Origin of the sequence: Flavobacterium aquicola (assembly GCF_003385115.1) — a bacterium.
GTDB lineage: Bacteria > Bacteroidota > Bacteroidia > Flavobacteriales > Flavobacteriaceae > Flavobacterium > Flavobacterium aquicola.
Map to the genome: position 1 here is coordinate 61,356 of NZ_QUNI01000003.1, position 15,894 is coordinate 77,249.

Annotated in this window: 13 protein-coding genes and 1 pseudogene; 9 read left to right on the plus strand and 5 right to left on the minus strand. The window is 31.2% G+C overall.

What is annotated here, in order from left to right:
* Nucleotide 1: 1 nt before the first annotated feature.
* The 4 genes from C8P67_RS05320 to C8P67_RS05335 all read right to left on the minus strand — a co-directional run bounded on the left by C8P67_RS05320 (nt 2) and on the right by C8P67_RS05335 (nt 3,632).
* Nucleotides 2-1,537, minus strand: a complete 1,536-nt coding sequence (locus C8P67_RS05320) for an ArnT family glycosyltransferase (protein ID WP_115811153.1) — start codon at nt 1,535-1,537, stop codon at nt 2-4.
* Nucleotides 1,537-1,914 carry a GtrA family protein gene (locus C8P67_RS05325; protein ID WP_115811154.1) on the minus strand — a complete coding sequence of 126 codons (378 nt, stop codon included), beginning with the start codon at nt 1,912-1,914 and terminating at the stop codon, nt 1,537-1,539. Before C8P67_RS05325 ends, C8P67_RS05320 begins: the two co-directional genes overlap by 1 nt.
* Nucleotides 1,901-2,623, minus strand: coding sequence for a phosphatase PAP2 family protein (locus C8P67_RS05330; protein ID WP_170141414.1), 723 nt, complete (start codon nt 2,621-2,623; stop codon nt 1,901-1,903). The genes C8P67_RS05325 and C8P67_RS05330 overlap by 14 nt, the downstream gene beginning before the upstream one ends.
* Before the next feature lie 295 nt (nt 2,624-2,918).
* The gene (locus tag C8P67_RS05335) at nt 2,919-3,632 is read right to left on the minus strand and encodes a phosphatase PAP2 family protein (protein ID WP_115811159.1); all 714 of its coding nucleotides are present in this window, start codon (nt 3,630-3,632) and stop codon (nt 2,919-2,921) included.
* A gap of 1,411 nt (nt 3,633-5,043) precedes the next feature.
* On the opposite strand from C8P67_RS05335, the pseudogene C8P67_RS05340 reads away from it, so the two are divergent.
* A pseudogene (locus tag C8P67_RS05340) lies at nt 5,044-6,212 on the plus strand (IS4 family transposase).
* A 781-nt stretch (nt 6,213-6,993) separates the two neighbouring features.
* Here the strand turns inward: C8P67_RS05340 and C8P67_RS05350 are convergent.
* On the minus strand, nt 6,994-7,929 hold the full coding sequence (locus C8P67_RS05350; protein WP_115811164.1) for a hypothetical protein: 936 nt from the start codon (nt 7,927-7,929) through the stop codon (nt 6,994-6,996).
* 542 nt (nt 7,930-8,471) lie between these two features.
* On the opposite strand from C8P67_RS05350, the gene C8P67_RS05355 reads away from it, so the two are divergent.
* The 8 genes from C8P67_RS05355 to C8P67_RS22325 all read left to right on the plus strand — a co-directional run bounded on the left by C8P67_RS05355 (nt 8,472) and on the right by C8P67_RS22325 (nt 15,538).
* Nucleotides 8,472-8,759, plus strand: coding sequence for a hypothetical protein (locus tag C8P67_RS05355; RefSeq protein ID WP_115811166.1), 288 nt, complete (start codon nt 8,472-8,474; stop codon nt 8,757-8,759).
* 80 nt (nt 8,760-8,839) lie between these two features.
* Nucleotides 8,840-9,580 (plus strand): CPBP family intramembrane glutamic endopeptidase, encoded by a 741-nt coding sequence (locus C8P67_RS05360; protein WP_115811168.1) that lies wholly within the window; start codon nt 8,840-8,842, stop codon nt 9,578-9,580.
* A 16-nt stretch (nt 9,581-9,596) separates the two neighbouring features.
* Entirely contained in the window at nt 9,597-9,827 is a 231-nt protein-coding gene (locus C8P67_RS05365) for a putative signal transducing protein (protein ID WP_115811170.1), read from the plus strand.
* 128 nt (nt 9,828-9,955) lie between these two features.
* Nucleotides 9,956-10,882 (plus strand): DUF6625 family protein, encoded by a 927-nt coding sequence (locus tag C8P67_RS05370; protein ID WP_115811171.1) that lies wholly within the window; start codon nt 9,956-9,958, stop codon nt 10,880-10,882.
* 12 nt (nt 10,883-10,894) lie between these two features.
* Nucleotides 10,895-13,129, plus strand: a complete 2,235-nt coding sequence (locus tag C8P67_RS05375) for a peptidase domain-containing ABC transporter (RefSeq protein WP_115811173.1) — start codon at nt 10,895-10,897, stop codon at nt 13,127-13,129.
* 79 nt (nt 13,130-13,208) lie between these two features.
* Nucleotides 13,209-14,516: an HlyD family secretion protein gene (locus C8P67_RS05380; protein ID WP_245980377.1), complete on the plus strand. Its 1,308-nt coding sequence runs from the start codon at nt 13,209-13,211 to the stop codon at nt 14,514-14,516.
* Between the two features lie 672 nt (nt 14,517-15,188).
* The gene (locus C8P67_RS05385; RefSeq protein WP_245980378.1) at nt 15,189-15,356 is read left to right on the plus strand and encodes a hypothetical protein; all 168 of its coding nucleotides are present in this window, start codon (nt 15,189-15,191) and stop codon (nt 15,354-15,356) included.
* The gene (locus C8P67_RS22325) at nt 15,347-15,538 is read left to right on the plus strand and encodes a hypothetical protein (protein WP_245980379.1); all 192 of its coding nucleotides are present in this window, start codon (nt 15,347-15,349) and stop codon (nt 15,536-15,538) included. Before C8P67_RS05385 ends, C8P67_RS22325 begins: the two co-directional genes overlap by 10 nt.
* The last annotated feature ends 356 nt before the right edge of the window (nt 15,539-15,894 follow it).

Sequence of the window (15,894 nt, forward strand, 5' to 3'; positions counted from 1 at the left end):
TTTATTCGTCAGTATAATCCTGAAGTAAATAAACCAGCATATTTCGGGCAGGTTTTTTATTCCTGAATTGTCTAATAATTATTGGAGGATTAATTTTTTTAAAGCTCTTTTTGTACAATTCTTTCGGATCGCTAAAACTATTTGAAACAGTTACAAAATAGGCATCATCACCAATTTTTAGCTGTTTTCTATAGGTATTTAACCAATTATAAGTATGGATATCTTCCAGTTTTCCTAAAGCTATAAAGTCCAGTCCCAAAGGCTGTGCAATATAATTGTCAATATGCGCTCCAGGAAACCATTTGTTATTTAGGATGAAAGTAGTTTTTGTTATGCCCGATTGTATGTTTTTATTGCGTACTTTTTTAAATTCAGTTTTGAAGAAGTTCCAATCATACATGTCAAGTGTAAAGTCTTTTTTGCCCAAGGATATTTCGTCCTTCTTTCCAATTGTTCCTGGGTAGAAATTTATAGTTAGAATACCTGCCACTGCAATTACAGAAATCAATATGCATGAGGAATTTACTGATCTTTTCCATATTGTATTAGTATTCTTGGTACTTTCAATTTCATCGGAAATGTAACAGGAAGTGAGTATTAGTAGTGTAACAAATGCCGGACCTGACCAATGTGGCAGAGTGTCTCTGAAGAATGAGATAGAAAGTAATAATAGAATTAAAGGAAGGCTTATCAAAAGAAGCAGTCTTTTGACAGCTGTCGAAATGTCGATTTTATTTTTCCAAACGGCAATTAAAGTACAAATTGTCAAAAAATAATTAATCGGATTGTTATAAAAAAAGCCTCCAAAAAACTCTCTAAAAAAACCGGAAACATTGATTCCTCTGTTAATTGTGACTCTTTGACTGTGAAAGGTATAGGTTATAAAATGATTTTCGATGTTCCAAATTAAAATTGGCGAAATAATGAGCAAAGTAATCAGAACTGCTAAATACAGATAACCATTTTTTAGTAAAGCTCTTTGGTAGCATAAAATGTACAACCCAAAACCAGCCCATAAAAAGATCCCGTGAATTTTGCTCATAATACACAATCCGCTGAATAAACCGAAAAGGATCAGATGTTTGTTAAGTTTTTTAGGTTCGGCAGTTTCGGAAACAATTTGAATTAAAAAGCGAATACTAATCAGCCAAAAAAATAATTGTGGAGAGTCCGGCAAAATAAATACTCCTGCAATTATGCTGGAATACAAGGAACCTGAATAAAGCAACGAGGCGATTAAACCCGCTTTTTTATTTTTAATTCTTTCGCAGATGCGATAAATCAAATAAGTATTAACTGCACCAAAAATAATTGATCCCAAACGAACAAAAAACTCATTGGTGAAATAGAGATTAAAAGTTGTCAGCCGAATTAACAAGGCAACCATTGGTGGATGGTCAAAATAATTCCATTGCAGATGTTGGGCATACGTCAGATAATACACTTCGTCGTTGCCCAAGCCTATTGATACGGCTATAATGCATCTAGTGATTGTTGCCAGTGCTATAATTAAGATTAACTGTTGATTTTCTTTCATTATAATTTAAAGGTGTACAATGAGTTTGCGGTAAAATTCCAGACGAAAACAATTATTGTTACGATTGCTTTGCAAACATAGAAATTGATTTTGGTATTTTTTTGAAGTAAATAAAGAAATGAGGTATTCAATAAAAAACCGATAATGGAGATAATCAGAAAGCTTAAAAATTGAGTGGCAAGATGGTTATCTGTATTGTGAAAAGTGAAATATTTATTCAGAAAATAATTGTTGACAACACCAAAAAGAAATCCAAATGAATTGGAAAGGTATTTGTTAAGCAACAATTTTTCTTTACAAAACCAAGTTATTGAGAAATCTATCAGGAGTCCGGAAAACCCAACCAATCCAAATTTAAAAAATTTAATAAGATCCATTTATTTTTGGTTTATGCTGAGTTTTAAAATTGTGCATCGTTAAGTTGTATTGCCTTGTAATTTGAATACCCGCTTTTTTGATCTTGAATTTATTTTTTCTGTACCATAAAATACTGAAAGTACCTGATAGAATGCCTAAAGTAGCTCCCGCCAATACATCAATTGGGAAATGATGGGCCAGATAAATTCGGGAATATCCTATCGCCATTGCAAATAACAATGAAAAAGCCCAGATATGTCTTGTTTTAAAATAATTTGTAAAAACGGTCACCATTGCAAATGCCGAAGCGGTATGACCAGAAGGGAAACTTCGAAATCCAATTCTGCAATTTGAAAAAGTGTCCAAATAATAGCTATAATGTAGGGATTCGAAATATACGCTAGGCCTAGGCGACATAACAAAATGTTTTATGATTTGGGATAAAATTCCAGAACTTAAATAGCCAAGGAGCAAAAGCACCCCTAATTCTCTATGTTTTTTAAAGGAAAGCATGATAACCACAAATAGCAATAAAGTGAAAAGGCCATCTCCGCAAATAGTAATGTTTTGAAAAAAGATTGTTAGTGAAGCTGAGTGGAAGACATTCAAAATGATGAAACTATTAGCTTTTGTATTAGTGCATAAAAAGAAAACAGCAGAGATAGTCAAGAGCAAACTTGCAATATAAAAAAAGTTGTTTTTGTCTATTATTTCTAAAAGTCTTTTCATTTTCATAAAATTAATATATGGTAAAAATAGACTCTTGCTGTTTTTAATGGTTGAAATTTAGATTATTAAAATTCAATAAAATTGTAAATATATTGTAAAAAAGTATTTTTTTTTTTTTTTTTTGATAATCAATGTCCTAGCCCAGATTACTTTTTCAATTCGCTATAGAGTTTGTAATCTGTATAAAAAAAGTTAACAACTCTTTCTAGGTCTAAGCACTTTCTTGAAATTATTGGCTAATAATAAGTGTTAAATCAGTTACAAGTCAAGACAGAAAATCTAAGTAATCCAAACATTAAATATTCGCCTTTGGTTTGTCTTGCGTTTTAAAATTTTGCATCCTTAATAGAAGTTTCTGTGTAAGTTGAATTATTATTTTGTTGATTTTGATTTTGTTTTTACTGTACCATAGAATGCAGAAAGTGCCTGATAAAACTCCAATTATTGCACCAGCCAAAACATCAATAAGGAAGTGTTGAGCCAAATAAATACGTGAATAGCCTATTGTAACTGCAAACAATAATAACAAAGGATACAAGTATCTTTTTTTAAAATAATTTGTAAGAATGGTACTCATTGCAAATACTGAAGCCGTATGACCAGAAGGGAAACTACGATAACTTTTGATTTTTAAAAAAGTATCTAGATGATAGTTGGGATGATAATATGCAAAATAGGCATTAGGTCTTGGAGAGAAAACAAAATTCTTTATGATTTGAGATAAAATACCAGAACTTAAATAGCCAATCAATAAAAGCAACCCTAATTCTCTATGCTTTTTAAAAAAGAACATGATAATTGCAAATAGTATTAAGGTAAAAAGACCATCTCCGCAATAAGTAATATTTTTAAAAAAGATTGTTAAGGCAGTTGAATGGAAACTATTCATAAGCACAAACCCCTCAGCTCTAGAATAGATGCATAAAAAAAGACTGCAAGCGATAATTAATAGTAAAACACTAATGTAAAAGAAATTATTTTTAGTTATTATTTCTGTAAGGCTCTTCATTTTTTATAAAGTTAATGATGCTAAAAATAGATTCTTATTATTTTTAACGTTTGAAAAATTAGATTATTAAAATGTCGCTAAATTATAAAATTAATGTTAAAAATTAATTTTAATTTTAAAACGAATGCCCTAGCCCAGATTGCTTCGTTCGTGTGAAGTGGAATCCTTTTTGTTTTTTCTTTAAAGTTTTTAGAAAAAAGCCTTATCGGCTGAATACTGGGCTTTTATAGAGATTGTCAAAGTAGTCTGGTAACGATTTGGTAACGGTGCTTATTGCTTTGTATTTCAATATGTTTCCATTTGCTCCCGACAAATATACATAAAAATATTTTTGTAAAATATAGCAAGATTTTCAATATTCCTAATACTGTCGTCGACTATATAGAGATAAGTGGATGTTATGAGTGTCCCTGAAAACAAATTAAAGAAATAAGAAATGGATTGTATGCTTTATTTAATAGAAAATGAAAGCAAATAATAAAAGTAGCCCTAACGGCACAATTTTCGAACCATTTTATAGGCGATAAAAAAATCAACAATAATTGACAATAATGTTGGAATTTAAAAGAACAAGAAACATTTAAAGATATGATAAATTAATAAGACACAAACATAACTGCCACAAAAATCCAATTCGAAGGGATTGGCTTTTTTGTTGTTTTTTTTAACTTGTTCCAATTTTAGAATATTCTAATTTGAGTTCAATGTTATGATTTTATATTTCTGAATTCAAAGAATGTGACAAGGGAATAACAAAAAGAAGTTATAGAACACATAATTAACATATGTTGTTTTGAAGGGAATATAAAGGGAAGTCTATTTTAAACTAAATAAAAACTCAATGTTAGTTAGAGTCAAGTTCCCGCCCGCTAGGTAATGCGTCACACAAATTTAAGCTTCTAATTTAAATAAAATATTTTTTTAGAACTAAAGAATGTCATAAAAAGGGACTTCTTAATTTTTCTAACAGTGGGTAATCTAGAAAAATCTAACAAGTTTATTGATGATTTTTATAAGATAGTTTGTGATAATGATAATCTTTAAAGTAAATGAATTTTAAATTCTTCTTATTATTATCGGTTCCGTTTTATTATAATTATCGTTGAAAAGAGGGGAATTGAATCCATGACCTCAGTGTTATGAAAATTGAAATTTGTTCTTTTTAAAATTATATCTTAATGATTTTTAATATTTTATATTTTGTATAAAAATCGCCTCAGTGATGTTTTTTGGATTTTCCTCACTTGAGTATTTATAGCCATCCAAATTATTTTGGGCTTTAGTGATAAATTATTTTATTAATATAAAATTTCAATAACGTCGTAAACGTTTAAAAAAAAGGAAAAGAAAAAGAGGATAATTTTTGTGTCTCAAATTAACTTTGAATTGCACAACAAAAACCCGCCCTCTTATGGCAAATATAACTTTGTTTTCTCAAATAATTTCAAAATTAGACCGTTCAAAATTCAATAAAATAGTTTCCAGGAAAGAAACCGACAAGCATAATAAAGGATTCAATAGTTGGAATCATTTAATTTCAATGCTTTTCTGCCAGTTTGCCAAGAGTCAGTCTGTTCGAGATATCAGTAACGGACTTCGTTCTGCCACAGGGAACTTAAACCATCTTGGAATCAATAAAGCTCCCTCAAAATCTTCGATTAGTTATCAAAATAAAAATCGTTCTCACGAACTCTTCAAAAAATATTATTTTGAATTACTCCAAAGTTTAGGACAGCATCCCAAATTTAAACAAGTTAAATTCAGAATAAAGTCAAAGATTTTTTTATTGAACTCAACTACCATTAGTTTATGCTTAAGTTTGTTTGATTGGGCAAAATACAAAAAAGCCAAAGGAGCTGTTAAAATGCACACACTGCTTGATTTTGATGGTAATTTACCTGCTTACATCAATATTACCAACGGTAAAACAGCTGATAATAAAGGAGCTTATGAAATTCCACTTTTAAAAGACAGTGTGATTGTTGCTAACCGCTTTTATAATGACTTTTCTCTTTTAAATATCTGGGATAGCAACGAAGTTTTTTTTTTAATTAGACACAAAGAGAACTTACAATATATCACAGTATAAGAAAATGAGTTGCCCGAAAATCGTCATCAGCATATTATGAAAGACGAATTGATTGAATTGAAAAATGAGCCTTCAAAAACAAAATATCCAAAAAATTACGGCGTGTAGCGGTATGAGATGAACAAAATGAACAAATTATAGAGCTTATTACAAATCAGTTTTATTGGTCACCCAAAACTATTGGTGAGTTATACAAAAGCAGATGGCAAGTAGAAATCTTTTTTAGAGACATAAAGCAGTTACTTCACATAAAATCATTTATGGGAACATCCGAAAATGCTGTTATGATTCAAATCTGGACGACTTTAATTACTATTCCCATCCTAAAAGCATTAAAAGCGCAATCAAAATTTGATTGGTATCTATCCAATTTAGTAGCTTTTATACGTTTGAATTTTTTCGTTAAAATTGACCTGCAAAAATGGTTGGATAAACCTTTTGAAGAACACATAGGACCTCCTCCAGAAAATATACAGGGGGTTCTCTTTTAGAAAATGACCATTTCAAAGTATAAACTCAATGAAATGGGCAGATTTTATATACCGTAATTTTATTTAGGACGGGATTGATAAAATTTATAAAGTGTTAACTTTTTCTAAGATGATAATTTTGACATGTTAAGTTTTTTTTAAATGACACTAAAAATGAATTCAAAATAAAAATTATTTAAACTTAAACTGTTGTGGTACATTATGCAGAAAGTCATATAAAGCTGTATTGATGTAATTTTTTTTTCCTATTTTATGTAAAGCCACTAATTTACGTTCTATAAGTTGTTCTAAATGTTTTGAGGCTGTTTGTCTGTTAATATCCACATCGAACTCTAGAATTGAAGCTTTTAATAAAATTGTCAAACACCAATTTTTTACTACCTCAATATTTAGCTAACAAAGAGCAACTTGAAACTGTTTTGAAAATCGGTGTGCCAACATATAACAGCATATGCCCTAAGCTTTTATTATATGGAAATGCTCCATCTAGAAGTATTTTAAGGAAAACCTTTGGATATTAATCATTACAAAACCCATTTCGAAAGTCAAAAGATATTGAGAATGACCCAAAATCGCCAAAATAGATGTACGGAGTATAAATAAGAGAAAAAAGCAAAACCTAATACCAGATTTTATTCTGGTATTAGGTTTTTAGTATTACATTCAAAATTATGTATTCTTACTTTATTTCGATTTTATCTAACTATCTTAACTGTTTCATTTTTAGTTGTAATTATTTAAATGGGACTTTTTATTATAAAAGAATTGTGATAGAAACATGTCACTTCACAATATTAAAAAAAGCTAAAAGACGTTTTAAAATGCTATTTTGAGTTCCATTTTCTGGTTCTGGCAAGTACAATGGGTCTAGGTTTCTATAATACTCCCAAAGCTGTTTATATGGAATTTTGGATAAATCACCATCATTTTGTTGCCATACTCCAGCCCAATGCACTAAGAAAACTGGATGATGCTTAGGGTGTATTAATCGGCCTTTATTAATTTTTGCTCTAGGCAAACCTGCCCAAAATTCCAACTTTATGCTACTTTTTTCCTCCCTTATGGCATCGCTTAAAAAGAAACTAAATAAACTTCCATAATTATAACCAGAAGTAACTATCAGAAAGTTTAAAAATGGCTGCTCCATGCAAAACAAAGTCATATGCTCTTTTAATGCCAAGGCTTCTTCTACTTGACTAAGAACCCAGTTTATAGACAAAGTTTTTTTTGTGCTTACTATAAAACCTGTATTTGCGGCATATTCAATTTGTGATTTATTTAATTTATTTTTAGCATAAATGGAATCTTTCCAAACCCATCCTCGGATTTCAGCTATATTAGAGTGCGAAGTAAATATTTTGCAATGAGTTAGATTTGCCCAAACAAAAGATAAGCTATCAAGCACAACAGTATCGATGTCTATATATATGAATTGTTCAAAAGCGCCCTCCCAAGTCACAAGTTTTCGATAGGCGCCTACTACATTACCATGAAATTTAACACTAATAGAATCGCAAGTCTCTAACAGTAGCTGATTGTCAAAAACACGAAAATGATAAACATCTTTTAATGCCTCAATTTGTTTAAAATCATTGTCGTAAGGAATTAAGCATAATGGCAATTCTTTGTTGTGAACTCTAAAACTGTTTAAAAAAGTAATGGTCATATCCAATACTCTATTGTTTGACATAAAATATACACCTTGTTTGATATTCATAATAATTTTATATAGATTTTATTCATTGATTAACTTTAAAAAAAAACTTTAGTCACTTTTTATTAGTTCTACACAATTTTTTTAAATTTTAGTTCTTAATTTAAAATCACAATATGATCTTTATCTGCTCGATAAACATTATAAATATAAGTTTATGGTGCTTCACTTTGTTGATTAATTACCATGAACACTTTTTTATAAATAAGTCTTATGCTTAAGTTGGTGAATTTATGCAAATTAATATGAATGATAGTAATTCTATTTCGTTCGTTTTCTAAATGCATAGAGGGTTTTATGGTACTAAACTTAGGTGCCGTGTTTTTTGAAATAAATCAATTTGTTTTATAATTCTTGCTTTAATTTTTAGCAAAATAAATATTTTCGTAAAAAAATGTAAAATTAATCAAAAAAAACTTAATTTATCGAAAATAATGTTATTTATTTGTAAGTTTTTTTATCATCTCTTTTCAATCATGTGCACGTGATTGATATTGGATATGATAAGGGTAATTTTATTAATATAAACTTAAAAATGAAAAAAAATGAAAAAAATGAATCTTTACAATTTAGAAAATGGCCTATCTAGAAGAGAAATGAGAAATATTATGGCAGGTAGCGGAGGAAATGGCACTTGGCAGGCTACACAGCCAATGTTATCCAGCGGGAGTGGCGGATATCCTCCCGCACCACAATATGCGCAGCCGATAAACAACCCTATGGGAGCCGGCACAAATGCAGCAAATGAACAGAACGAGCTTTTATACTTTGCTCAAGCTGTATCAAATGGAATTCAAATGGGAATTAACGCAGTTAAATCGTTAATTAAGTAGTAGATTAGTTTATAAAACTCTTAAAAAGAACAAATCTAGACCTGCAAATATTCTTTTTGCAGGTCTTAATAAATTAAGATATGTTTCCAAAAAATATAGTACAATTTGCTTTATTGCTCATTTTGTCAATGGTCATTTGTATGCCATTAAAATATTTTATATTAGACAGATTATTTAATCAAGATTTGGCAATGCATTTACTTTTTATTGGTTTTTCGATATTTTTTGTGCTATTTGTACACTTGATCAACTTTAAAAACAGAGTAAAATTAAACTATGTCATCATCCCATTTGATGTTAATTTTATATTATTTGTTTTAATAATTATTTGGACGCTACAAACCTTATTCATTATACCGATCAATCACTTTCTTTTTCCAAATAATAGTTTTCAGCCGTCACTATATTTTATTTTAGGCGCTGTAGTGGTTGCTCCCTTTTTAGAAGAAATAATATTTAGAAACATTTTATTAAACTCTCTTCTAAATAATTATAACAAAAAAAAGAGTGTCATAATTTCAGCTTTTCTATTTGGGCTTATCCATATACAGCCAATTCAAATTGTATTTGCTACAATAGTAGGGTTTCTTTTAGGAATGGTGTATGCTAAAAATAAAAATATAGCATACACCATTATTTTGCATTCTTTCAGCAATGCAATTGTTCTCCTCATAAATTTTCTGACTAATAAATTTTCTACCGCGTTATTTTTTGATATAAGCATAGGAGTAAATATCATTATCTCAATTTCTGTATTGTATTATATGAATATAAAATATGGCTTTTCGATACAAAAATTAATACAAGAAATAAACGATTAACTTAAATAAAAAATTAATGATAATACTATTTAGAGGATCCCAAATGGAAGTCATGAATATTAAAAATTTATTAAGTAATGCCGGCATTGAAAGCTTTGTCCAAAACCAGTATATGTCAGCCATAGAGCCTTGGTTAGTTACCGCCGGAGGCTACAATCCTGTAAATTTACAAATAAATGAAGCTGATTTCGCAGCTGCAAAAGAAATAATCGACAAATACAATAAAGGTGATTACAATATAGAGTGAGAAAATCTTTTAACTTTAAAAATCAAAGAATAAATAAAGGTATATTTTTAACCTATTAGCAATAATCAAGATCTCTTTTTATCAAAATTCAACCAAAAATAAATTCAAAAAGCAATTTAAATAAATCAATGAATGTTTTAGAAAAAAATACTGAAGGACTATCATCACTTGCTATAATAACCTTCTGGTATGGTAAATATCCATGGTACATGCCTTATTTTATTCATACCTGTAAATTTAATCCAACTGTAGATTTTATAATAATTACGGATAACACAGCTATTATACCTGATAAGCCAGAAAATGTGAAAGTAGTCTACAAAACATTGGAAGAGTTCAAAGAACGTGCATCAGTAAAACTAGGCTTTACGGTAGCTATAGAAACTCCTTATAAGCTCTGTGATTTCAAACCCGCTTATGGCTTTATCTTTCCGGAAATTATTCAAAAATATGATTTTTGGGGGCATGGAGATATCGATATGGCTTATGGTAATATTCGCAATTTTATGACTGCCAAAATTCTCAATGAGTATGATATCATTAGCAGCAGAAACGATATTACAACAGGAACTTTTCTTTTGTATAGAAATAACATAAAAATGAATACGTTGTTTATGCAGAGCCGTGACTATAAGCAGGTTTATACAGATCCAGAGCATTATTGTTTTGATGAATGCAACTTTTTGTTTACCGAACTGGATCGAGGTGATTCTATTTTAGACTATCCAAATAACGTACAGAGCATGACTTATCTCGCCGTAAAAGGGGATAAGGAAGGGCATTTTAGAGCTTTTTTCGATTACATAATTGTGCAAGGTATGTCAAACAATATAAGATGGGACAATGGAATAATAATATACGATGACCGGTTTGAATGTATGTTTTATGACTTGATAAAATATAAAGTAAAATGTAAGAACAAAACGGTAACCTATCCTATCCCCGAAGTTTTTTATTTTAATAAAAACGGAATTAACAAAAATAGTTTTTGGAAATTATTATCGTTAAAAATTAAAGCAAAGATATCTAAAAACGACAATAAAATTTCAGCATAAATAAAAACAAAATTGGCTAAATTTCCATATTACAAACAGGCTGACCACAAAGATTGCGGTCCTACCTGCCTGAAAATTATCGCGAAACATCACGGTAAATCCTTAAATATTCAAAAATTACGTGAATACACTGAAACTACCCGAGAGGGCAGTAATTTGATGTGTATGAGTGATGCTGCCGAAAAACTTGGTTTTAGGAGTATGGGAGTAAAAATAAACCTCTTAAAATTAGAAGAAGTTCCGCTCCCTTGTATTTTGCATTGGAATAAGGGGCACTATGTAGTACTATATAAGGTTCCAGAAAGACAAAGAAGCGAAATGTTTTCTAAATTATGGAAAAAAGATAAAACATATTATGTTTCTGACCCTGCTATTGGGTTATTAGAATACGATGAAAAAAGTTTTTTGAAATCTTGGATTGGCAATAATGCCAGTCAAACCACCGAAGAAGGCATTGTATTGCTATTAGAACCTTCACCTAAGTTTTATCAATCCGAGTCAGATGTAGATCCCAAAAACAAATTTGGTTTTGCGCTTTTGGTAAAGTATGTGTTGCCTTACAAATCGTTTATGATACAGTTAGCAATTGGTCTGTTAGTAGGGACGATGCTGCAAATTGTAAGCCCATTTTTCACCCAAAGCGTAATGGATATAGGAATACGTAACCAAAACATCAGTTTTGTCTACATGATGCTAGTGGCTCAATTGTTTCTTTTTGTTGGCACTACTACTTTGAGTATTATTCAAAGTTGGATTGTACTACATCTATCGGCACGAATAAATATTTCGCTCATTTCTGATTTTTTCGTCAAATTGATGAATCTGCCAATATCTTTTTTTGATACACGTATTACTGGCGACATCATGCAGCGGATAAATGATCACAGCAGGATAGAGAAAATTTTAACCACATCGTCATTAACCATTTTATTTTCATTTATAAATATGATAGTAATGGGAGGAGTTTTGGCGTATTACAATCTCAAAATATTTATTATTTTTTTTACGGGGAGTCTCTTTTATTTTTTGTGGGTAACATTATTTCTTAAACGACGGGAAAAACTTGATTATATACGCTTTGCCGAAGTAAGTCAAGAGCAAAGTAAGGTAATTGAGCTTATAAACGGAATGCAGGAGATAAAACTGCACAATGCCGAGCGCGAAAAGCGCTGGGGATGGGAGTTTGTACAAGCTCGGTTATTTAAAGTATCTATGCAGGGTATGATACTCGGACAGACTCAAGGAATCGGCTCATCAATTATTAATCAGGTCAAAAATATTTTTATCGCTTTTTTGTCTGCAAAACTGGTCATCGATGGGCAAATTACTTTAGGAATGATGATGGCAATAAGCAGCATAGTAGGGAGTTTAAATGGACCTATTGAGCATTTTATAGGCTTTATTCAGGAGTTGCAAGACGCCCGGATATCTCTATCCAGGCTCTCTGAAATTCACGAAAAAGAAGATGAGACCCAGCAAGACGAAACGCAGACACACGACATTCCTATGGATAGCAATATTGTTATACATGATTTGTCGTTTCGGTATATTGGGTCTGATGTGAATGTTTTAGAAAATTTAAGCCTTACTATTCCCACCAATAAAATCACAGCTATTGTGGGCACGAGTGGTAGCGGTAAAACTACTTTAATGAAGCTATTGTTGAAGTTTTATAAACCAAATGCAGGAACGATTTTAGTAGATAATACTGATTTAGAAAATATAAATCAGAAATCTTGGCGAAATCATGTTGGCGCAGTGATGCAGGAAGGTTTTATTTTTAATGATACGATTGCCAATAATATTGCTATTGGAATGGAGAGCATCAATAAAAAACGTCTAGTTTATGCCGCCGATGTTGCTAATATTACCAGCTATGTTTCAGGATTACCATTAGGTTATAACACCAAAATAGGAGTGGAAGGGGTAGGGATGAGTACTGGTCAAAAACAACGTTTATTGATTGCTAGAGCCGTTTATAAAAATCCTGAAATGTTGTTTTTTGACGAAGCCACATCTTCATTAGACTCCAATAACGAGAGAAAAATTATGCAAAAGTTAGATCTTTTTTTTAAAAATAAAACCGTGGTAGTCATCGCTCATCGATTGAGTACAGTAATTAATGCAGACCAGATTGTAGTACTGGAAAAAGGCAAAATAATTGAACTGGGAAACCATGAGGAGTTAGTGAAACGAAAAGGAAGTTATTATGAATTGGTTCGAAATCAATTGCAATTGGGAATATAAAATTTTTGTTTACTGATTTGCACTTATGACGCAAATAATAACAAATAAGAGAAGTGTTTTAGATTTAAAAATGAAACAAATGCCAAAGAATATAAGAATAGAATTAAGAAGTGAAGAAGTTCAAGAAATCCTAACCCGAGTGCCCAACTGGATGATTCGGTGGGGAACAGTGGCAGTTTCTGGGGTGATTGTGCTATTGCTTTTATCAACATGGTTCATCAAATATCCCGATATTGTCGCAACGTCAATTGTCATTACCACCCAAATTCCGCCCGAGAAAGTCTTAGCAAAAACATCAGGAAAAATAGAAGCTATTTTAGTACTAGACAAAACCATTGTAAAAGAAAACACAACGTTGGCAATTATTCAAAATTCGGCAGATTATAAAGAAGTGCTAAGTCTTTCCAAAGCAATAAGCTTCCCAATTTCTGAAGAAGGCGGTAGAAAAAGTATAAATTTTGAAGACATAATTAACCGTTATAAAGCATCTAATCTCGGGGAAATACAAGCCGCTTTTTCCCTTTTTGAGAAAGACTGCTTGGCGCACGATTTGAATCAAGAATTGCGGCCCTATCAGGTTCAGGCTACTGCACAGGGCTCTGAAGACATTCAGATTAGAGCCAGATTACAGCTTTTGCAACAGCAAAAAAGCTTGAACGAAAGCGAATTGCAATTGCAGAAAAATGATATCAATCGATATGAAACCCTGTTTAATAAAGGCATTATTTCGGCGCAAGATTTTGATAATAAAAAATTGAGTTACCTGCAAGCCGAGAAAAACTATCGAAGTTTATTGAATAGTATTTCGCAACTCCAATCGACTTTTATTGATAATACTCGAAATGCCAAAAGCAATCAAATAAACAGCACTAAAGAAAATGCAACTTTGGAGAGTACTCAAATACAATCGTTTTATAATCTCAAAAAAGCAATCAAAGATTGGGAATTATTATATGTTTTGAAATCGTCGATAGCTGGAAAAGTTTCGTTTTTACAAATCTGGACGGCCAACCAAAGCATTTCAATGGGAGAAGCTGTTTTTGCAGTTATTCCCAATTTGCAAAAAGGGTATGTTGGCAAACTCAAAGCTCCTGCACTCAAATCGGGTAAAATAAAAATAGGGCAGCAAGTAAATATTCGACTCGCTAATTTTCCAGATAATGAGTATGGAATGTTGCAGGGAGTGGTGCAAAACATTTCGCTTACGCCCAACCAAGAAGGAAATTTATTGATTGATGTTGTTTTGCCAAAAAAACTAGAAACTTCCTATCATAAAACTATTCCGTTTCAGCAGGAAATGTCGGGTAGCGCCGAAATTATTACCGAAGATTTGCGATTGACAGAGCGATTGCTGTATCAATTTAGGGATATTTTTAGAACAAATTAATATGGCTCTGCGGTATCTAAAGGTAAGTTTTACCTTTTTTAAATTCTTAAATTAATCAATACAAAAGGTTATTATTAAGCGAAGTCTATTATTCTGCAGACATTATATTTCAAGTTTAGGCTTAAGTTAAGCTATGAGATGTAGAAGATATAATAAAAATGTATGGAATTCAGGTTGATCATGCAGCAATTCGATGCTTGGCATATCAGTCTGTATCCATTATTGGAAATGCAAAGAAAGAAACGTAAATTAAGAGTTGGAATTAGTTAGAAAATGGATAAGATTTATATCATCCAGAATCCATGTTTTAATACCATGGGTGTTAGGACTTCATAAATGCCTCAAAAAAGATGCACCTACCTATAGGTGCACTTAATGTATCCACCGCCTAGTTCCGGGGCAATAGGGATGCAAGATGTCGGTTGTGATACAACTGGACATCTTGCCGTTAGCTTTGACAACAGCTTAAACTGCCCAGAGTCTTTTAATTTTCTATAGATTCTTGAAGTTTTGTCAAGTATTGAAGTCTGCAAATATTTGACAATAAAAAAGAGACTCAAAAGTTAGTCTTAGTCGGAAGATTTTCTTCCGAGTTTTTTTATTCTAATAATTAACGAGTATTTTCTTTTTTAATTTATTTTTTGTATATTTTTTACTTTAAATAAGTAGTTTATGGCAAATTTTAAAGACCACCAAGTATCCGTTAACGAGCAGCTAGGTTTTATTCCTAAAGCACTCCTGTCACATCTTTCCACCAGTACCAAAGTGGATCATTATTCAAAAGTACTGCACGGCAAAAAAGTATTCTACCTGCTTCTATTGGAAAGATCATGGAAATAGATGAACTTGAAAGACTAGAAAAATTTAAAAAACTGACTGCCAACTGCCTAAGCGCTTTGAAGCCGGTGAAAGATAAAAGCGGAATTCATATCGCAAAAATAAGAGTGTATGATTATTATGAACTCGCTTCTATTATTAGAAATCTGTTGAAATTATATATGGTGGCTCTGGATCAGGAGTGAGCAGAAGTTCCTAGTACGATAAAAAGTCAGTCAATTGACGTCGGACTTATACTGGGTATTGCTCTGCAGTTATTTCCAATAGATGAATTTGAATTGCTAAATGAAATAAGTATATTATTTTCTCCAGATTCTAGAAATACTGATTAAATGCCTAAAAATCACATTGTCAAACAACATGATTCCATTTGTAAATTTAACAAAAACGCCGACTTCTATGTTGTAATCAAAGTTTTTCTCCAGTTATTTTTATTTATATCAAAAATAATTTCCTTTGTATTAAGGAGTTGAAGAGGAAACAGGCTCTGCTGAGGAGCAACTTGTCAGCAATAGACTTCCTGCGTTACACTGTAACATTA